Origin of the sequence: Clostridium sp. 'White wine YQ' (assembly GCF_028728205.1) — a bacterium.
GTDB lineage: Bacteria > Bacillota > Clostridia > Clostridiales > Clostridiaceae > Clostridium_T.
The window spans coordinates 1,754,744-1,775,432 of record NZ_JAQYUU010000001.1 but is presented as its reverse complement, the minus strand read 5'-3'; the positions used below and the strand labels follow the sequence as shown (position 1 = coordinate 1,775,432).

23 protein-coding genes are annotated in these 20,689 nt (G+C 30.8%); 22 read left to right on the top strand and 1 reads right to left on the bottom strand.

Features of this window, described 5'->3' with window-relative positions; genetic code table 11:
* Window positions 1-46: 46 nt before the first annotated feature.
* The 17 genes from PTZ02_RS08945 to PTZ02_RS08865 all read left to right on the top strand — a co-directional run bounded on the left by PTZ02_RS08945 (window position 47) and on the right by PTZ02_RS08865 (window position 14,164).
* Entirely contained in the window at window positions 47-1,063 is a 1,017-nt protein-coding gene (locus PTZ02_RS08945) for an SDR family NAD(P)-dependent oxidoreductase (protein ID WP_274227442.1), read from the top strand.
* Window positions 1,064-1,225: 162 nt separating this feature from the next.
* Window positions 1,226-1,705, top strand: a complete 480-nt coding sequence (locus tag PTZ02_RS08940) for an NUDIX hydrolase (protein WP_274227441.1) — start codon at window positions 1,226-1,228, stop codon at window positions 1,703-1,705.
* 30 nt (window positions 1,706-1,735) lie between these two features.
* On the top strand, window positions 1,736-1,996 hold the full coding sequence (locus PTZ02_RS08935) for a TfoX/Sxy family protein (RefSeq protein ID WP_274227440.1): 261 nt from the start codon (window positions 1,736-1,738) through the stop codon (window positions 1,994-1,996).
* Window positions 1,997-2,072: 76 nt separating this feature from the next.
* Window positions 2,073-2,588, top strand: coding sequence for a GNAT family N-acetyltransferase (locus PTZ02_RS08930; RefSeq protein WP_274227439.1), 516 nt, complete (start codon window positions 2,073-2,075; stop codon window positions 2,586-2,588).
* Between the two features lie 61 nt (window positions 2,589-2,649).
* Complete coding sequence (locus PTZ02_RS08925) at window positions 2,650-3,168, top strand: GNAT family N-acetyltransferase (protein WP_274227438.1); 519 nt, start codon at window positions 2,650-2,652, stop codon at window positions 3,166-3,168.
* A 151-nt stretch (window positions 3,169-3,319) separates the two neighbouring features.
* Complete coding sequence (locus PTZ02_RS08920) at window positions 3,320-4,780, top strand: nucleoside-diphosphate sugar epimerase/dehydratase (RefSeq protein ID WP_274227437.1); 1,461 nt, start codon at window positions 3,320-3,322, stop codon at window positions 4,778-4,780.
* A gap of 288 nt (window positions 4,781-5,068) precedes the next feature.
* A complete protein-coding gene (locus PTZ02_RS08915) occupies window positions 5,069-5,926 on the top strand; it encodes an AraC family transcriptional regulator (protein WP_274227436.1) in 858 nt (285 codons plus the stop codon).
* 248 nt (window positions 5,927-6,174) lie between these two features.
* Window positions 6,175-6,696: an NUDIX hydrolase gene (locus tag PTZ02_RS08910; RefSeq protein ID WP_274227435.1), complete on the top strand. Its 522-nt coding sequence runs from the start codon at window positions 6,175-6,177 to the stop codon at window positions 6,694-6,696.
* Window positions 6,697-6,734: 38 nt separating this feature from the next.
* Complete coding sequence (locus tag PTZ02_RS08905) at window positions 6,735-7,259, top strand: GNAT family N-acetyltransferase (RefSeq protein WP_274227434.1); 525 nt, start codon at window positions 6,735-6,737, stop codon at window positions 7,257-7,259.
* A 7-nt stretch (window positions 7,260-7,266) separates the two neighbouring features.
* Window positions 7,267-7,929, top strand: coding sequence for a B3/B4 domain-containing protein (locus PTZ02_RS08900; protein WP_274227433.1), 663 nt, complete (start codon window positions 7,267-7,269; stop codon window positions 7,927-7,929).
* Window positions 7,930-7,943: 14 nt separating this feature from the next.
* Window positions 7,944-8,642, top strand: a complete 699-nt coding sequence (locus PTZ02_RS08895) for an alpha/beta hydrolase (protein ID WP_443112616.1) — start codon at window positions 7,944-7,946, stop codon at window positions 8,640-8,642.
* Between the two features lie 139 nt (window positions 8,643-8,781).
* A complete protein-coding gene (locus PTZ02_RS08890) occupies window positions 8,782-9,984 on the top strand; it encodes a WYL domain-containing transcriptional regulator (RefSeq protein WP_274227431.1) in 1,203 nt (400 codons plus the stop codon).
* A complete protein-coding gene (locus PTZ02_RS08885; RefSeq protein ID WP_274227430.1) occupies window positions 9,977-10,924 on the top strand; it encodes a helix-turn-helix transcriptional regulator in 948 nt (315 codons plus the stop codon). The genes PTZ02_RS08890 and PTZ02_RS08885 overlap by 8 nt, the downstream gene beginning before the upstream one ends.
* Window positions 10,911-12,806 carry a serine/threonine-protein kinase gene (locus tag PTZ02_RS08880; RefSeq protein WP_274227429.1) on the top strand — a complete coding sequence of 632 codons (1,896 nt, stop codon included), beginning with the start codon at window positions 10,911-10,913 and terminating at the stop codon, window positions 12,804-12,806. Before PTZ02_RS08885 ends, PTZ02_RS08880 begins: the two co-directional genes overlap by 14 nt.
* 130 nt (window positions 12,807-12,936) lie before the next feature.
* Window positions 12,937-13,236, top strand: coding sequence for a hypothetical protein (locus PTZ02_RS08875; RefSeq protein ID WP_274227428.1), 300 nt, complete (start codon window positions 12,937-12,939; stop codon window positions 13,234-13,236).
* Between the two features lie 30 nt (window positions 13,237-13,266).
* Window positions 13,267-13,560, top strand: coding sequence for a hypothetical protein (locus PTZ02_RS08870; RefSeq protein ID WP_274227427.1), 294 nt, complete (start codon window positions 13,267-13,269; stop codon window positions 13,558-13,560).
* Between the two features lies 1 nt (window position 13,561).
* Window positions 13,562-14,164 (top strand): SLAP domain-containing protein, encoded by a 603-nt coding sequence (locus PTZ02_RS08865; RefSeq protein WP_274227426.1) that lies wholly within the window; start codon window positions 13,562-13,564, stop codon window positions 14,162-14,164.
* A gap of 61 nt (window positions 14,165-14,225) precedes the next feature.
* Here PTZ02_RS08865 and PTZ02_RS08860 read toward each other — a convergent pair whose 3' ends face one another.
* Window positions 14,226-15,722, bottom strand: a complete 1,497-nt coding sequence (locus PTZ02_RS08860; protein WP_274227425.1) for a sialidase family protein — start codon at window positions 15,720-15,722, stop codon at window positions 14,226-14,228.
* Window positions 15,723-15,922: 200 nt separating this feature from the next.
* Here PTZ02_RS08860 and PTZ02_RS08855 point away from each other — a divergent pair, with 200 nt between their 5' ends.
* The 5 genes from PTZ02_RS08855 to PTZ02_RS08835 all read left to right on the top strand — a co-directional run bounded on the left by PTZ02_RS08855 (window position 15,923) and on the right by PTZ02_RS08835 (window position 20,687).
* Entirely contained in the window at window positions 15,923-16,549 is a 627-nt protein-coding gene (locus PTZ02_RS08855; protein WP_274227424.1) for a hypothetical protein, read from the top strand.
* A gap of 304 nt (window positions 16,550-16,853) precedes the next feature.
* Entirely contained in the window at window positions 16,854-17,129 is a 276-nt protein-coding gene (locus PTZ02_RS08850; protein WP_274227423.1) for a CD3324 family protein, read from the top strand.
* 158 nt (window positions 17,130-17,287) lie between these two features.
* A complete protein-coding gene (locus PTZ02_RS08845) occupies window positions 17,288-18,838 on the top strand; it encodes an ABC-F family ATP-binding cassette domain-containing protein (protein ID WP_274227422.1) in 1,551 nt (516 codons plus the stop codon).
* A gap of 107 nt (window positions 18,839-18,945) precedes the next feature.
* Window positions 18,946-19,719, top strand: coding sequence for an MBL fold metallo-hydrolase (locus PTZ02_RS08840; RefSeq protein ID WP_274227421.1), 774 nt, complete (start codon window positions 18,946-18,948; stop codon window positions 19,717-19,719).
* A gap of 77 nt (window positions 19,720-19,796) precedes the next feature.
* On the top strand, window positions 19,797-20,687 hold the full coding sequence (locus tag PTZ02_RS08835; protein ID WP_274227420.1) for an AraC family transcriptional regulator: 891 nt from the start codon (window positions 19,797-19,799) through the stop codon (window positions 20,685-20,687).
* The last annotated feature ends 2 nt before the right edge of the window (window positions 20,688-20,689 follow it).

Sequence of the window (20,689 nt, the reverse complement as noted above, 5' to 3'; positions counted from 1 at the left end):
ACAATTGTTACGAATTTTAAGATATTTATAAGGAGGATTATTAAAAATGAATACCTATGAGATAACGCCACAAATTCCGTTAAAGTCTGGTTTTGGGCCTCAAACAACTGCAAGAGAAGTTTTAAAAGGAATTGACTTGAGAGGTAAAACTGTAATTGTTACAGGAGGGTACTCAGGAATCGGTCTGGAAACAACTCGCGCTTTAGCTGAATCAGGTGCAACAGTTATAGTTCCTGCACGTACACTTGAGAGAGCGCGTGCTTCAGTTGAGAATATACCACGTGTTCAGGTGGAAGAGATGGATCTAATGAATCCGGCTTCAATTGACGCATTTTCACAAAAATTTTTAAGTTCCGGAAGGGCGCTGGATATTCTAATTAATAACGCAGGAATTATGGCAGCACCGCTAAGTCGAGATGCCCGAGGTTTCGAATCACAATTTGCTACGAACCATCTTGGACATTTTCAATTGACAGCACGTCTCTGGCCTGCCTTAAAACAAGCAGGAAATGCACGAGTAGTTTCCCTTTCATCAACAGGAATACGATTTGGTGGTGTAGATTTTGACGACCCAAACTTTCAGCATAGAGAGTATAATGAGTGGGTGGCTTATGGTCAATCTAAGTCTGCCAATGCTCTATTTGCCGTTGAGTTGGACCGTCGCGGTCATAAATATGGTGTTCGCGCATTTTCAGTTCATCCCGGAAGAATTTTAGGAACAAATTTGATACGTTATATGACTAAGGAAGATCCAGTAAAAAATGCTATTCAAAACTTATCTTCAAAAGATGTAGAAAAACAAAGAGGAGAAAGCGGAGAGCAGAACATTGAACAGGGAGCAGCAACAAGTGTATGGTGCGCAACCAGCCCTCAATTGGAAGGCAAGGGTGGAGTTTACTGTATGAATGTTGATATTGCTAATGCTATTCCAGCAAGTTCTGTAAATGGAGAATTGATGCAAGTTATGACAGGGGTGCTGCCTTGGGCTATTGATCCTAAGCTGGCGGAACGATTATGGAAACTTAGCGAAGATCTTACTGGTGTTATTTTTGAAGTTAATTAATGTAGGAGCTGCACACTAATTATTAAGTGTGACAGCTCCATATTTTTTTATAAGTATATAACTATAAGGGCAAAGTGTATCTTGAAAAATATGCTATAATTAGAAGAAGTAAGAAGTTTATTAAGGTTAGCTAAAAATTAATTAATGTAGGTGAATATATAAATGGAGTATGATTGTGGATTTGCTAAAGAGAATAGATGGTTCAGGTATAGGGCTGCAGCAATAATAATTGAAAATGGATGTGTATTATTTGCTAAAAATGATAGAGATGATTATTGCTACTCAATTGGCGGTGGAGTACACATCGGTGAAAAAGCAGAAGATGCTGTTTTGAGAGAAGTATATGAAGAAACAGGAATACATTATGAAATTGATAGACTAGCATTTATTCATGAGAATTTTTTTGTTGGTGATGGTAGCCTCGAAGGGTATGATTGCCATGAAATTGCCTTTTATTTTTTGATGAAACCAAGAGGAACACAAAAACTAAACTGCAATAGTTTTTCAGGTGGATTTAAAGAATATATGCATTGGTTACCAATGAATGAATTATCGAAGTTTAAAGCATTTCCCACTTTTTTTATTGATAAAATAAATAACATACAGAATTATGTTGAACATATTATTACTGATGAGAGATAAATAAATTATAATTTGAAAGGAAAGTTCATTATGGGAGAACTATCAAAGCTACCAAACATCGGAGAAGAAGTTGAAAGACAGCTTAATAAAGTAGGAATATTTACTTATAATGAATTAAAAGAAATTGGCACAAAAAAGGCATGGCTTAAAATTCAAGAGATTGATGAATCTGCGTGTATTCATAGATTGTTAGCATTAGAAGGTGCGATTCAAGGTGTTAAAAAAACTGAATTACTACAGGAATGCAAAATAGAACTAAAAGATTTTTATAATAAGAATAAAAGCAAATAGAAATGTAAAGTAAAAAGGTAAAATATATAAATCAGAGTTTGTATGATAGATTTTAATACAGTTTATAGGAGGTAATATGGTATTAGAAACACAAAGGTTATCTTTAAGAGAAATGACACAAGCAGATTTTCCAGCTCTTTGTAAAATCTTACAGGATGATGATGTAATGTATGCTTATGAAGGAGCATTTACCAGTGATGAGGTTCAAGGATGGCTTGATAGACAATTTGAACGTTATAAAGAATATGGCTTTGGCCTATGGGCTGTTGTTTTGAAAGAAACGGGTATAATGATAGGACAATGTGGGGTGACAATGCAAGATTTCAACAGCAACAAGGTAATGGAAATTGGATATCTTTTTCAAAAAGAATACTGGCATCACGGATATGCTAGTGAAGCAGCAATTGGCTGTAAAGAATATGCATTTGATAAACTTAATGCTAAAGAAGTATATTCTATTATTCGAGATACAAATATACCATCACAAAACGTAGCAATACGAAATGGGATGACTTGTATAGATAAGTTTATCAAGCATTACAGGGGAATTGATATGCCACATTATCTATTCTCTATAAAGAAGACGTTGTAAGTATATGTAGATTAACAAATTTAAATAATAGATAAGAGATAATTTGTGAAGGGGAAAAACTATGATTAGGGTTGCTACAGTAGATGATATTTTGGAAATAGAAAATATATATAATGAGATTTTGAATTATGAAGAACAAACCGTGTCTTATACAAACTGGCAAAAAGGGCTTTATCCAACAGTTGATTATGCTAAAAATGCTATTGATAATAATACAATGTTTGTTGGTGAAAATGAAAATGGAATATATGGCTGTGTAGTGCTTAATAGTATTCAACCTAAAGAATATGACAATATCTCCTGGCTTACAAAAGCTAAACCAAGCGAAATTATGGTCATTCATACTTTGTGTATTAGACCTTCTGAAAATGGTAAAGGTAATGCAAGAGTAATGATGGAATTTAGTGAGAAATATGCGAAAGAGCGAGGGTATAAAGTTATTCGCCTTGATACTTATGAAGGCAATATTCCAGCTGCAACTCTATATCCTAAGATTGGATACATTTATGTAGGTACAACAAAATTTCATTTTCAAAATATAATATGGGAAAATCTAAAATGTTTTGAAAAATCATTATAGTATCAAGAAAAAAGAAAAAATGAATATTAATCTTAGAAAAAGTGCTAATCTCGTGAGGAGGAAGCACTTTTTTATTAATGTAAGGAGGCTTTAATAAATACCAATTATGGACGATATATAGTAATAGTATTTATAGTAGGGGGCACACAGAATGGATACATTTTTAAAACTAGAGATGATGGCGAAGGATATAAATATTCTTATAAAAACAACAAGTGAAGAATTGAAATATGATGTTTATTCAACAGTAGTTATAGATAATATTAATTTATTAATTAGTACTTTAGTTGAGTTAAATGAAGGTATGAAAGTTATTTTATCTCAGCATCCTGAGAATAATTTAACAGAGGGCTTAGATAAATTAGCTGAAGATATTGAAGCTATATTGTACAGTTATGAATCAAATGACAGCATTTTAATTGAAGAGATATTTATTAAATTTTTGACTCCTAGGTTTGAAAAGTTTTATAAAGATCTAGATAAATATTTCTTTAAAATAACTGGAGTGAAAAAGGCTATAGTTTTAGGGGTAAATGATATATCAATACATATTGAGGAATTAGTAGATTGTAACAAGTGTAGGATAGTTGCTTTTATTAGTGATAATAGTGAGCTTCAAGGGAAGTATATAAACGATATACCTATACATAAGAGAGATGAAATTCCATTAATAAATTATGAGTATTTAATAATAACAGATTATTTTAATTGTAATTTAGAAAATAAGATAATTGTTAATATTAATGATTATATAAAATACCACTATGATTATGAAGTTTTTAGAGCATATTCGTCCTATTTTAATTGCACAAAGCCACTTGATGGATTTATAACTGGTATATCTTATGCAGAAGTTGGAATAGATACAGCACAGTTAAGCTATGATGCAATAAATGTAGCTGTTTCTAGCCAAGATTTATTTTATGATTATCAATGGGCTAAAATGATATTAAATAATCAGGATATTGGGGCAGATGTTAGATTTGCCATAATAGGTATGAGTTACTACAGCTTTGAATATGATCTTTCAAAAAGCAGTTTAAAAGACCGGGTATATAAGTATTATCCTTTCTTTAGAGAATCTAGAAATCACACAGTTCCACAAGAGATAATAGATAACTATGTTAAATTTGAACAAGCATCATCTGAGATATTTAAGAAAGATTATAATAGTACATTTTATAATCTTTTGAAGGCGATAAATGAATCTTCTTGGAATAATAATGTAAGTAACGTTATGAATAAAGAGAAAATTGAGAAAGATAAAACGGTAATCGAAAGAGATTGTAATAAAGATTACCCTGAAACTGTTGTGGAAAATACTAAAATTCTTCGAGAATATATTTTATTATTGAAATCAAAAAAAATTAAACCTATTATTGTCATCTGTCCAACAAGCAAGGTTTACTACACAAATTTTTCAGAAAGAATTAAGGAAGAGTATAAGAGTATTATGAATAAAATGAAAGATGAATTTGATGTGGAAATACTTGATTACTTCGACTCTACTGATTTTTTAGATGAAGATTTTTATCATATATCTCATTTGAATAAAAATGGTGCTATAAAGTTTACTAAGTTACTAAATGATAGATTAATAAATATAATTTAACTATTGATATTAGAAAAAAATACGGCTGCCACCAAATAAAGTGCTAATCTCGTAAGGATGGAGCACTTTTTTTTCTTTGCCATTAAATTCTATATAAAAACCATAAGTAATACCATGTTTACAAAATATGGTACAATGAATTTGGAAGCAAACTTGAGTAATAGACAAGTAGTAATTTGATGTACATGTTATTTAATAATCTTTAAGACAAGACAAAACATAGCACTAAAAGTCGGGAACGACCGCTTGAAAAGAGATAAGATAAATGTACAGACAGGGGTGATGATTATGGAGTGGATTGAAGGAATTGGTGAAGCTATAGGCTATATTGAGGAGAATATTATTGAAGAAATCACAATAAAAGATATTGCAGAAAAAATATTTATGTCTCCTTTTTATTTCCAAAAAGGATTTGCAATGCTTTGTGGTTTTACAGTAGGAGAATACATCAGACAACGCAGGCTTACACTTGCCGGCAGTGAGCTTGTTTCTACTGATAAGAAAATCATTGATATTGCACTTAAATATGGGTACTCTTCACCAGATAGTTTTACAAAAGCTTTTACTAGATTTCATGGTGTAACACCTACTGCTGTTCGAAAAGATGGAGCAATGATTAAATCATTTGCTCCGCTGAAAATCAAATTTTTATTGGAAGGCGGTTATATTATGGATTACAAGATTATTAAAAAAGATTCCTTTACTATCATAGGAGTGTCAAAAGTTTTCAAATATGATAATGCAATTAAAGAGGTTCCACAGTTTTGGACAGAGAATTATCAAAAAATAGAAGGAAATCTTCTATGCGGTATGTATGGAGTAAACATTGATGAAAGTATGGGTTCAGATGAGTTCGAATATTTGATTGCAGACAACTATAATCCGTCCGTAGAAATACCTGATGGTTTTGTTACAAGGGTTATACCTAAATACACATGGGCTGTTTTTGCTTGTAAGGGTCCAATTCAGAAATCTATGCAAGATGTGAATAGGAGAATATTCTCTGAATGGTTGCCTAACTGCAAGGATTATGAAATTGCAGCAGGTTATAATATTGAAATGTACACCAATGCGGATGACTATCCACAAGGTATTCAAGATGAAAACTACTATAGTGAAATTTGGATTCCTGTTAAGGAAAAGTAGTTATAAAGAATGAGATTAAGGTTTTTAAATAGACATTAAATTAAGAGACAAGCACCCTTCTTCATCGGAGGGGTGTTTTTTCTTTGCCTTTAAGTCCTATATGAATATTGTACTTACAAAATATGTTATAATTAGAAGAGCGTAAATAAGAGTTTCTTAAATTTAAAAATATAAGATAGATGATAATATTTAGGCATTAACAGTATTAAGTTGATATGAAAAATATTTGTATTTAGTGAGGTGTGAATATGGAACTTTGGGATGTATATGATATTAATCGAAATAAAACCGATAAAACTATGGTTCGAGGAGAACCTTTTAAAAAAGATGAGTATCATTTAGTTGTTCATATATGTATTTTTAATTCTAAGGGGGAAATGCTAATTCAACAAAGACAACCATTCAAAGAAGGTTGGCCCAATATGTGGGATATAACAGTAGGTGGAAGTGCTATAAAAGGAGATACTAGTCAAACAGCAGCGGAAAGAGAATTGTTTGAGGAAATTGGACTTAAAGTAGATTTGAAAAATATTAGACCTCATATTACCATCAACTTTGAAGATGGATTTGATGATTATTATATAATTGAACGAGAAGTTGATTTAAATGAACTATCATTGCAGTATGAAGAAGTTCAGAAGGTTAAGTGGGCTTCAAAAGAAGAGATATTTTCAATGATAGAAAGCGGAGAATTTATACCATATTATCAGAGTTTAATACAGCTGCTTTTTGATATTAGAAAACAATACGGCAGCAACCAAACAAAGTGAGTATTTAATGCAGGTTAACTAAAAGGGAGAATATAGAAATGAGAATTGAAACTGAGGATTTGGTCATCCGCAATTTTGAGCTAAGGGACGAAAATGATTTGTGTGAATATATGCTGCAACGAGTTAATGCTGAATTTGAGGGATATCCAGATTTCACCTGTCTGAAAGCAAGGAAGGAAATTGAATTCAGGGCACAAAGCGATGAATTCTATGCAATTGAGTTAAAAAAAGAGCAAAAGGTTATTGGGAATATTTATCTAGGAAAGAGGGATTTTAATACTAGAGAACTTGGATATGTATTGAATGAAAATTATCATCATAAAGGCTATGGAAGTGTTGCTAGTAGTGTAGCAGTAGAATATATGTTTAAGCAAGGTGTTCATAGAATTTATGCAGAATGTGCACCTCAGAATATAGCTTCATGGAAGCTATTAGAGAAGATTGGAATGAGACGTGAAGCACATTTTAGAAAAAATGTTTCTTTTCATCAAGATGAAAACAAAAATCCTATATATTGGGACACCTATGTATATGCAGTATTAAACCCAGAAGAAGGAGAATGACTATATAATGATAGAGATTAAAATCAGCGAAGAACTAAAGAAAATTTGTCCTGAAATGAAACTTGGCTGTATTGAAGCACAAGTAAATGTACAAAGCAGTGGTGAGGGTTTATGGAAGGAAATTAATTATTATTGTGAAGTATTGAATAAAGAAATAAATATTGAGAACTTAGCCTCATTATCTAGAATTAAAGATGGGAGAGAAACATATAAAAAACTAGGTAAGGTTCCTAGTAAATATAGGCTATCTTCTGAAGCATTGTTAAGAAGGATACTTCAGGGAAAAGGAATGTATAAGGTAAATAATATTGTAGATATAAATAACTTAATGTCAATAAAATCAAAATTTCCAGTTGGCTCATACAATATTAAAAATCTTCATTCCCCAATTAACTTAGTGATAGGTAAAGAAGGAGAACAATATAAAGGTATCGGTAAAGAAAACATAAATATTGCAAACCTTCCTGTATTAGCGGACTCTTTAGGTAGTTTTGGAAGCCCTACAAGTGATTCAGAGAGAGCTATGATAACTGATAATGTAAGCGAAATATTAATGTGCATTTTTTGTTTTAGTGGCAAAACTAATATGGAAGAATACTTAGAATATGGGAAAGAACTTTTAGAGAGATATGCTAATGGAAAAGATATTAAGATTAAAGTAATTGAATAATAAAAGAGGAATTTATGGTGGAGAATAAGAGAGAGTTAATAAATAAAATACCAGCATTAATATGGGGACCAGCTTCAGATAAAGTATACATTTATGTTCATGGAAAAATGGGACGTAAAGAAAATGCTGAACACTTTGCTGAAGTTGCAATAGAAAGAGGATATCAAGTAATAAGTTTTGATTTGCCTGAGCATGGGGAAAGAAAAAATGAAGATTATCCTATTATGGCATGGAATGCAGTAAAAGATTTAAAATGCATAAGAGAGTATGTATTAAATAAATGGAAATATGTTAACTTATATGCTTGTAGTCTAGGGGTATATTTTAGTCTTCTAGCTTATAATGATATGGATATAAAAAAGGCTTTATTTCAATGCCCTGTGCTAAATATGGAGAGATTAATTTTTGATATGATGAAGTGGTTTAATATAACTGAGGAGCAGTTAAAAGCTGAAAAAGAAATTGCGACTCCTATGGGAGAAACTTTAAGTTGGGACTATTTAACATACTCTAAGGAACATCCAGTAGATAAGTGGAAGTGTCAAACCTATATTTTATATCCATCAGAAGATAAGTTAACTCCAATGGAAATTGTAGATGAGTTTAAAAATACACATTCAGTTAATCTAACAGTATTGAATGGAGCTGAACACTATTTTACTGAAAAAGAATACTTGGACAAATTAGAGTTTTGGTTAAGAAATAATATATAGGAAGAATAAGTGCCATTCTTGTGAGGATTGGCATTTTTTTATTTATATTAAGTAAAGAAAAAGTTTGAAAGTTATGTACAATTATTAGGTCAGTAAGTATAATTAAATATGTCAAATATGGTCTAATTAAGTTAATGATATGGAAGAAAGGGAATACTTAACATTGGGGATTAAGGAGAGAAGAATTAATAAACTTATTGCACTTTTTAATGAAAGAGAAGTCCTTACTGTTGAAGAAATTAAAGAAGAGCTTGAAATAAATGATAGAAGTGTAAAAAGCTATATTGGATTTCTTAGAGAATATGGGATTGAAATTATACCTATGAACAAAAGGTATAAGGCTATAAAAGAAGAAAAACTAACGGGAAATCTTATAAATAAACAAGAACTTAGAATGATGAAGATTATGCTTTCTGTTTCAGAAAACAGTGGATGTTTTGATAGAAAAAGTTTAGTTGATAATGTAAGTAAAAGTTTATTTGATGAGGATAGTGTTAGCAGAAAAACTATCGAAAGAGCAATAAAGAGCTGCGAGGAAAAAAGATATATTTACCTAGATGAAAATAATAAATATAGAACTTCTATTGTGACAGATAGTTTTTATTTTACTAATGATGAGGATATATTTAAATTTATAGAGCTATGTGAAATATATAAAGTAAGCATGCCTTTTTATAAGGAAGTTAATAATTTAAAAAATAAAATAATGACTCAGTTAGATTATGAGGATCCAAGCTATAATATATACTGCATTGGTAGAAAGTATAGTGATGAAGCAATTTCAAAAGATATAATTAGACAGTTTGAAAGCTTGAATTATAGAAATAAAGCTATAATAATCACATATAATTCAAAAATAGGTGAGCTTACTGAGAGTATTCAAGTTGTTACCTTTTTATATAATTGGGAAAAAGATAAGAGCTATGTTATAGGAATGGTAAAAGATAAGCTATATTTTATTGATGTTAAAACCATAATATCAATTATTCCTTCTGACTTAGAAAATGAATTTTTCAATCATAAGGAAACCTTAGACAAACTCGATTTGATGTTTGGAGCATCCTTAGATGAGTTTTATGAAGTAGAGATTGAATTTGTGAATACCTTTAACATAAAGGAAAAAGTAACAAGGCTACATAAACATAGAAAAAGCAGCAAGCTAATTGAAGATGGAGACAAGCTTATATATAGTGATAAATTATATGGTATATATGACTTTGCTAGATACCTTAGAAGTTTTGGTTCATATTGTAAAGTTCTAGAGCCAGTAGAGCTTAAAGATATTATGAGGAAAACTTATGAGAAAATACTTTTAAATTATGGGGAGATTAAGAATGAATAACGTAATGAATGATATACTAAAACTTCTAACCATAATTGCTAATAGTGAAGAGGGTGCTAGCATAAGAGAACTCCATGAAAAGACTAAAATTCCTTTAGAAGTTATAAAAGATAACTTAGAAAATCTTTGGTATAATGCAGAGTTATATTTAATAGACATTGCTCCAGAAAATGAGGAAGAATATGAAGCCCATTTAGATAATTATGAGGATTTAAAATGGACTATAGAAAACTTCTCTGAGGATACTAAAGTTCTAAATCTTAATTATTTTGAAAAATATTTATATAAAAGCATTTTAACAAAGAGTGAAAAAAGAGATGGAGATTTTTTAGGCATTATAACCAAATCTACCTATGATATAGAAGATTATAAATACAAGCTGTTTCAAATAAGTATTGCTGCTGAAAATAAAAGAGCATTGTGTGCAAAATATAAAACTAGAAATAATAAGATTGAAGAATTTATTATAGAGCCATTAGGTATTGTATTCTATGAATTTGAAAATCTGTTTTATGTAGTAGGGCAGTACAATAACACAATTATAAATTATAGAATAGATAGAATTCTTAGTATTAAAGAAACAAAAAATAATTTTGTGCCATTAGAAGGTTTTGATATACAACAATATTTAGCCAATATATGGGGTATGGAGCAAGGGGAACCTATAAAGGTTAAAATTAAATTTTTAAAAGAAGCAAATGTAATCTATAGAGTTGAAAGAGACTTAGAATATAGGCTTAATAAGAAACTTATAGAGTATGATGATTACATTATATATGAAGATATTATAATAGGGGTAAATAGTTTTAAAAGCTGGCTAAGATCTTTTGGTAGTTCAGTCATAGTACTGGAACCAAAAGAACTTAGAGAAGAGATGATAGAGTCAGCAAAACGAAGTTTTGAATATTATGCAGGGGGAATGACAAATGAACAAAAGTAATAAGGGACCAACTACCAGTGAAATTAAATCACAATCTTTAGCAAGATATAACAATAAGCATGAAGTAACAAGAAAGTGGATATCCCTTTATAAAAAGTTAAATCCTAATAGAGATAATAGGGCTTATAGTGGACTAATTATTGAAGCTATCAGCATAATGGAATATGTTATTGAAAATATATTAAAAGATGAATTGGAACAAAATAATTTTCCAGCAAATGTCCTAAAGCTTCGTGAGAAAGGTTATAAAATTGAGGATAATGAATTTTATAAATTGAAAAGAATAAAGTGGTATAGAAACATAGGAGCTCATAACACTGAAACTTCACTGCAAGAAGTTATAAATTATGAGGCGGCTAAAGACGTATATTGGGGAATAGGTACATTATTAAATAAACTTGAAATGTTAGAAAAAGATGATGTTGAACCTTCTCCAGAAAAACTGCATGCAAATGTAGGGGAAGTAATAGGAGAAACATGTCTTCTTCAAGAATTTGTTGGAGGAGGGGGAAGCTGTAGGGTATTTAAAGCTCACCATCAACGTCTTGATTTAACAGTTGCAGTTAAAGAAATAAAACATGAAATTATTGATAGATTAGATGTTGCAAATGAGAAGAATATGCTGCTATCCTTAAGACATATAGGTATACCAAGAATATATGACATCATTCAAGATAATCATACATATTACTTAGTTATGGATTACATTGAAGGAAAAACCTTAGAAGAAAATATTAAAGAAATGGGTCCAATGAATGAATCTCAGGTTATAAAAGTAGGAATAGCGCTTTGTGAAATTATTAAATACTTACATAACTTTAAGGGTGGAATAATATATAAAGATTTAAAGCCAAGCAACATAATGATAGATTATGAAAAAAATATTCATTTAATAGATTTTGGTATTTCAGAAAGAGCTGAGAATAATAAAGAAGATAAAAAGATATATGCAGCATCTCCTTACTATGCTTCACCAGAGCAATTAAGAGGAGAAACTTGTGATAGGACAAGCGATATTTACTCATTAGGTGCAACACTTTATTACTTAACTGAAGGTATGAATCCAGATTCAAATGGAGAACTAAGATTTAAAAGAAGTACTAATGAAGTCTTAGTAAATATTATCGAAAAGGCTATGGAATATAATAAAGAAAACAGATATGGTTCTGTAGATGAATTAATAAGAGTTTTAGAAGAATATCAAAGAAACTTAAATAAGAATCAAACAATTAATAATACAGTTAAAGTAGAAACAAATCAGAAGATTAATAAAAAAGCTCCAATATCAAAAAATAAAATTTTAATTCCAGTTGTAGCAGTAGTAGTGGTAATAGCACTAGCTATAGGAGGAACACTAATTTATAATTTAGGGAAGAAAAATGATAGCATAAACACTAACACAAGTACTAAGCAGGACACACCTACAACAACCACTGATAATAATCAAGCTTCTAATACAAATAAGGATACAACTTCAAAGCAAACTCAAACACCAGCTAATACAAACACAAATAGTGAAGCAACAGTTGGAACACAAACAACAGCTTTTGATGGTAAAGCTGTGCTAACAGTTAATTCATATAATGTTGATGGTGATAATCTTGTAGTAAAGGGAACAATACAGAATAATTATGGTAAGGATTTTGATATTTCCTTATATGACATTTATGTAATGGGAGATGATGGTACAAAGTTCCCACTAGATATGCAGACAATGCTATCAAGTGGTGTTAATGGATATAAGATAGTTTCAGGAGAAAAGGCTGAATTTAAGTGCTATTTTAGTAACTATAAAGCAGCTAACTCATTAACATTTAAAATATCCAAAATCTTTTGCTTCGGAGGACCAAACAATGAGTCCTTTACTCTAAAAATTAAATAAAATTGAAACTAAAACTCTGTCTAGAAAATAGACAGAGTTTTTTATTTTATCAGAATAATAGAAGTGCAAATTTTTGTCCAAGGGGGTATTTATAATAAAACCATAGTAAAGATTGAAGGAGAGATGAGATATGTTTAAAAAGTTTTTTGATATGATTAGTTCTTTGATGGAAGGTGATTTTAATGGAATAGAAGAACAAGATCAAATGCTTCAAGACCAAATGTTTCAAGACCAGCTGCTTCAAGATCATATGGATTGGATGCAGCAAGAAGGAGAAAGGAGATTTATGGAACAAATGAATGAAGATATGAGAATGCAAAATGAACAACTAATGAATGATATGCAGGAGCATATGGATATGCATGAGCAGTTTAATAATGACATGTTTCAAAATGATTTTGATAACTTTATGAATGACAGCATGTTTTAAAAGGATCATAACAATTTGAGGTGATGGAATTTGAAATATAAGTATATAAAGCAAGTATCCAAGCTGCTATATAAGTATGATTTGATGGATTTAGTAGGGCTAACAGGGCAAGAGGATGAATATGACCTAGAGGCCGAGCTTATTCTTAAAAAATGCAGAATAGATTCTATTTATAACGCAGAAAGAGATATAGAAAAGATATTCAAAGATTGCTTCTTTAGTAGTACAAAGCTTGATGAAGATAAGCTTGAAGCATTAAGTATTGAAGTAATTAAAACTATAAAAGAAATAAATAAAAATAAACAATTTAATGGAGGAATGTAAAATGAAAAAAGGAATAATGTTAATTTTAATGATAGGTGCAATAATGATTTCTATGGTTGGATGTAGCTCAGCTAAAACCAATGCTACAAAAACTGATACAAAGGAAGCGGCTACAAATGTCGATAGTCCCAAAGAGACAAAAGATGGGGTGAAAACAGATGCAACACAAGACGTAAACACCGACACCAAAGCACCAGAAACACCTGCAACAAGCACTGAACAAAAACCAAATACTCAAGCAAATCCTAAATCTAGTGCACCTAAAGCAGCATCTCAATTTGTAAATGGTGCAATGGTTACTGCGGTGGATAACGTTCAGATAAGTCCTAAGAACGTATACTACAAAGATTCCAAACTATATATGGATGCTTATGTTTATAATGGGTTTAGCCATAACATATTTGATGTTAGAAATATAAATATTAAGCTATCAAACAATAGTGGAGTAATTGCCCAAGCAAAATTTGATGGAATGGGAAATACAAATATAGGTGCTAATAGCCCTGTGATATGGACCTTTGTATTTGAGAATGATGCTATTAAAATGCAAAATGCAGATTTAGGGACTTTAAATACAGTCTACAGCTGTGATTACTCCTTTTAGTTAATTAACTAAAAGAAAGTACTATTCTCAAGTTTGAGAATAGTACTTTTTAAATTATATTTTATCTTCCAGTTTGAATAAAGAATACATCTGGGTTGTTACCATTATAGATATCGTTTCTGTTATCTCCCCATCCATGATATAAAGAGCATCCAGGTCCTCTAATAATTTGGTTATAGTCCCCCATATAACAATTAGCAACACCAGGATCAAAGTTAGGATTAGTATCTGGAACTAAAGAAAATACAGTACTTACCATTCTTTCAGCGCTTAAGCCCCTTCTAATATTGAAGGTTCTCATAAATAATGCAAATCTACCATTTCCAACACCACTTGTACCATCAAAACGGCTATATTGAATATGAGCGCCTCTATTATCAGCTATAACTGAAGGCATAAATGCATAAGCAGTGTTACCTGTTATTTGTCTTATTACCCATGTGACACCTTTATCTCTGCTATATGCAAGATAGATATTAATTGCTGGTTGAGGAAGAGTATTTCCGGTTCCACTATTGAAAACAACATACAACATTCCATCTGGGCCAATTGCAGCATGAGGGAATTCATTTGATCTAATTGTTTTAGTAGGAGTTACCTGAATTGCTGGTCTGCCGCAGCCTAAAACATTATTTGCAGCAATCTTAAGATTTGCTACAGTTGTTGGAGGACTAAAGGTTGTTCCACCATCAGTTGATTTAACCATACGGATAACTCTGTTTACACCACTAGTAATTTGTTCATAGAATACATAGATAGTACCATCTGGGCCAATTACAGGGAATGAACCAGAAACGTTATTATCTGGAGATATTGTTTTGCTAGCTATTAGCACAGTTGGAGTTACCCCAACTACCCATTTAGAAAATCTAATAGCTGTGCCATTATTAGAAAAATCTGTCCAAGTAAGGTATATGGCTTCTGCAAATTTTCCTCTTGATGGGTCTGGTCCTACTGCCATCCATTCCTTATCTTCAAAGTTTGTTGGTGAGGTACCTTCTCCAGCTACAAAAGGAGTATTCATAGTTATTCTTTTAGTTTGGGGATTAACTACTCCAGTTGAAATTTGAATAATACCTACTTCAGTATTTGGTAATACACCAAGTTCTGCATAATAGAATATTCCATGAGAATCTACAGCAATTACTGGATCTCCTCCGTTTTGCCATGGTGGATTTTGAGGAAGGTTACCGCCATCAGTCCAGTTAATACCACAGTCACTAGAGAATGCAAAACCTGAAAAGTTTCCAGGAATATTAGAATCATTGAAACCAAATAGAATAAAGTTTCTAAACCTTGCTAGGCTTGTCTCGCTTTGAGTTACGCGAGGTTTTCTGTTTATATCTTCATTTGTGCTATTAACCTGTCTTTCACCTGGAGCACCACAAGGCTCATGTCCACAACCACATTTGTGACAAGGATTTGGTGGATCATGGAAGATACTTAGTTCAGGGGAAGGATCATTAGCATCTGAAGAATTAAGAAGCCTAATAAACCCGCTTGAAGGGAAAACACTATAAGGATCTTCAGGTAGATTAATATTAGTTAACTCACTCATCTTAAGACCTCCGTATATTATTTTTTTATCATTTGTAACTCTTATAATTATTTATATGTAAAGAGGTGTCAGCCTTCCACGCAGTTATTGGGGGTAATTACATAATTTAGGGGAAGTTTTATGATTTTGTTTAAAAGTACAGGGTAATTCCCATAATTAGATAAATTATGATAAAATATAACAATAAGGGGGAATTAATTATGAAAAAAATCATACTTGGTTTCTTGTCAATCTTAATGTGTCTTAGCTTGACAAGTTGTACAAAAGCAAAACCAGAAGATGCAGTAAAAGGGTATTTTGAAGCAGTAAAAGCATTTGATACTGACAAAATGAAAACATTTGTTAATGAAAAGGAGACAATTGAGAGTATAACTAAGGTTTCAAAATCAGATGATAAATATTTTAAGTATGTTTTTGATTACTATAAAACAAATGCGACTAAAATGTCATATAAAATTAATAGTAGTGAGACTAAAGCTGATAAGGCGGTTGTAACTGTAGACTGCAAATATGTGGATGGATCAACTTTATGTAAAGAAACTACTGAAGAGGCTTTTAAAAAATTATTTCTTGATGACCTGAATCAGAAAGGACCCACTGATGAAGAAATGAGTAGGGAACTAGTTAATACAATGTCAGAGAAGCAAAAAGTATTAAAAGAAGTTACTACTGAAAAGACAATTATAATTAATTGTGTTAAGGTTGATAAAAAGTGGTATATAGAAAGTATAAATGATGATTTAAAAAATATTATGACCTCTAACTTTTTTTCTGTAACAAATAGCATGAAAAAGGCTAATGAAAACAATAAAATAAATAGTTTCTAGCTAATAGAAGATAGTAAAAATATAAATACATATATAAAAAGCACATAGCTTAGTTATATTAATTAAGCTATGTGCTTCTTTATATAATGAAATTGACATTTTAAGTTTAATCAGTATATTATAATATTAAAAAAGGAAGTGAATATACGATGTATTTAACAATAGTAGTAAGCTCCATGCAAAGATAACAAAATGTGAAAAACTTTTGCTTGGAGCCAATATAAAAAAATATTGAGTTTTTCATGTTTTAGTAAGTCTTTGCATCTTCATTTATTTACTAAATGTTGATAGGAGCGAAGAAGCTATGAAATATGAAAAAGCACAAAATATACTGCCGCACGGTATAATTGAATTAATACAAAAGTATATGGATGGCGGATATATCTATATACCTAGAAAAGATGAAAACAAAAGATCCTGGGGAGAAAATACTGAAACTAAGAGATATCTTAAAGAACGAGATAGAGAAATTTTTAATAAGTATTCCGCTGGAATATCAGTTAAATGCTTAGCTGAAGAGTATTTCTTAACAGAAGGAAGTATAAGAAGAATAATAAGGAATCAAAAAATATATGATTAAATATTATGAGGCATATTTTTCGGGTGAAGCTCTGAAAAATATGCCTTAAATTTTTATATTTAAAACGATTATAAATAAAGCAGATTTATTTATGAACTTGGGTTTTAGGCATCGATGGTGTTACATTTATTATAGGAACACAGGGAGGTGGATAACTTATGAGTATTCTAACAATTGAAAACATGAGTCATTCATTTGGAGACAGAATATTATTTAGAAAAGTATCCTTTAGATTATTAAAAGGTGAACACATTGGGCTTATTGGAGCTAACGGTGAGGGAAAGTCAACTTTCATGAAAATAATCACTAATCAAATTTTAGCTGATGAAGGTGACATTGAGTGGAATAGTAAATATAGCATTGGTTATATGGATCAGCAGGTTGACCTAAAAGAAGGTATTACAGCATTAAATTTTCTAAAAGAGGCATTTAGGAATTTATATGATATAGAAAATAAGATTAATGATTTATATAGTAAGCTTGGAGATCTTAATGAAGAGGAAATGAATAAAGCCTTAAATAGGATTGCAGTAATGCAAGAATCTTTAGACAAAAATGATTTTTATAGTATTAATTCAAGGATTCAAGCAACATCAGCAGGTCTTGGAATTAAAGAACTTTTAGATAGGGATGTTTCAGCCTTAAGTGGGGGACAGAGGACCAAAGTTTTACTAGCAAAACTACTTTTAGAGAAGCCAGATATTCTACTTTTAGACGAGCCAACCAATCACTTAGATGAAGAGCATATAGAATGGCTTAGAAGTTTTTTAATAAACTATCAAAATGCATTTATATTAATATCCCATGATAATAGTTTTTTAAATAGTGTAGTAAATGTGGTTTATCATCTTGAGCATAAGGAATTAACAAGATACCAAGGAAACTATGATTATTTTGTTAGGCTTTATGATATTAGAAAAGAGCAGAGGCTAATTGAATATAAGGAGCAGCAAACTGAGATAGCAAAGCTTGAAGATTATATAAGAAAGAATAAAGTAAGAAAAGCAACTGCAAAACAAGCTAAGTCAAGAGAGAAAAAGCTTGATAAGATTGAAAGAATAGAGATAAAAAAGGAAATTATAAAGCCAAAGTTTAATTTTAAAAGTACAAATATGCCAGAAAGCACTGTTTTTAAAGCAAGAGATTTAATAATTGGTTACAATAAACCCCTAAGCAAACCTCTAAACCTAAAGATGAAAAGGGGACAAAAGATTGCAATAATAGGAGCTAATGGCTTAGGAAAGACAACGCTTTTAAAAACCTTACTAGGACTACAAAAGCCTATAAATGGAGAAATAGACTTAAGCTATTATAAAAAGATAGGATATTTTGAGCAGGAACTTATCGAAGATAATAACAATTCAGTCTTATATGATGTTTGGAATGTTTTCCCAAATTTAACTCAAACAGAAGTAAGAACTAATCTTGCTAGGTGCGGGCTTACAAGGCAGCATATAGACAGTCCTATTAATATATTAAGCGGAGGAGAGCAGGCTAAAGTTAGACTGTGTAAGTTAATTAATGAACCTAGCAATATCTTAGTTTTAGATGAGCCTACCAACCACTTAGATATTTATGCAAAGGATGAGCTTAAGCGTGCATTAAAAGAATATGATGGCAGCATAATATTAGTGTGCCATGAACCTGAGTTTTATAAAGATATTGCAACAGATATATGGAACTGCGAAGATTGGGTATTTAGTAATTAGTGATAATACGCAGAAAATCCTTGTAAATAAGCTATGTTTTAAAGGTCAAACCATTTGTAAAATAAAATCATAAATAAGCGGAAGCTTATACAAATGGAGGGGTTAAAATGAAAAAAGGTATCAAGAGGTGGAAAGTATTCTTTTTAAGTTTAGTTGTATCCATAGGAATGATGGGTATGGCAGCATTTGCAGCAGACGCAAATAAAAATCTAGGGAAAAAGCATGCTTCTATTGAATGGAGTGGACATTCATGTTTTACAATTACTAATGAAAAAGGAACTAAGGTTGTAACAGATCCATTTCCAGATGGTATTGGATATAAGGTTCCTGAATTATATGCTGATATAGCAACTGTTAGTCATGATCACTTTGATCATAATAATCTAGCAGCTATAAAAAGTAATTTTACAGCTATAAGAGAACGTGGACAGTTTAATATTGATGGCATAAAAATAAAAGGAACAAAAACTTATCATGATACAGAATTAGGTGCTTTAAGGGGAGAGAATACAGTATATACCTATGATGTTGATGGAGTTAATGTATGTCATTTAGGTGATTTAGGACATGAATTAACAAATGATCAACTTAAAAGCATAGGCAAAGTAGATATACTAATGATTCCAGTAGGAGGCTTATACACAATAGATCCAGAGGTAGCAGCTAAAGTGGTTAATCAGTTAAATCCTAAGGTTGTTATACCTATGCACTATCAAACAGAAGTACTTTCTCCTGACTTTGGAACATTATCAAAAGTAGATAGCTTTGTAGAGCAAATGAAAGGTTGGAAAGTAGTTAAAGAAGATACTTTTAGCTTCAATCAATCAGAAATTAAAGCTTCAAAGGATAAGCAGTTAGTTATATTGAATTACAATAAATAAAATTATATACAAAAAAAGGAAAATCTCTAGTTGTCTAGAATATAGTAATTAAATTTTAGATGATTGGAGATTTTTCTATGGAGTTATTTACTGTGGATAAGGAACGGGAGATAAAACTACCAGTATATGTTGAAACTAAAGAGCCATTTTCTTCAGAAAGTCATAGGATGTTTAGATTAATACTTGTTGAAAATGGTGGAGGTATTGTGAGTGTTAATGACATCAAAACCATATTTACAGCCCCTACAATTTTTTGCTTCAATGTTAATGATAAAATTAAGCTTAATAAGAGCAGTAATTTAAGTGGTAGAGCTATCTTTTTTAGTCCTACCTTGGTTAATGATGTATTAACATTAGAAAGAATGGAAAACTTTAAAGAAGATATATCTGAATCAGAATACAGGGATTACTATTCCCTCAAACCTTTTATTGATAGAAATGGACTAATATCTGGACAGTTTGAAGTAGGCCCAGCAACGGCTAAGAGAATAGCAAAATTAATAGATTCCCTGCAAGAGGAATTAAAGCTATTAAACAATGATTTTTGGAGATGCCGCAGTAGATCTTTCTTTTTGGAAATCCTATTTTTACTTCAGTATATCTATACAGATGCAGAACAAATAACTAAACCTGAAACCATTAAGCATTCAGATGAAATTAATGAAATTATTTTATATTTGCATACAAACTATGAAAGAAAAATTTCTATAGAAGATTTAACGGAAGAATTCCATATAAATAGAACAACTTTGGCAGATAAGTTTACTAAGTCTGTTGGAATGTCAGTTATAGAATATTTAATTAGATTAAGAGTTAAAATGGCTTCAACAATGCTTAAGGATACCTTATTACCTATATCAGAAATAGGCTATAGAGTAGGCTTTAATGATATAACTCATTTTGGAAGAATGTTTCGAAAGTACACGGGAGAGTCACCATCTCTATATAGAAAAAAGAGAAATCTATAATC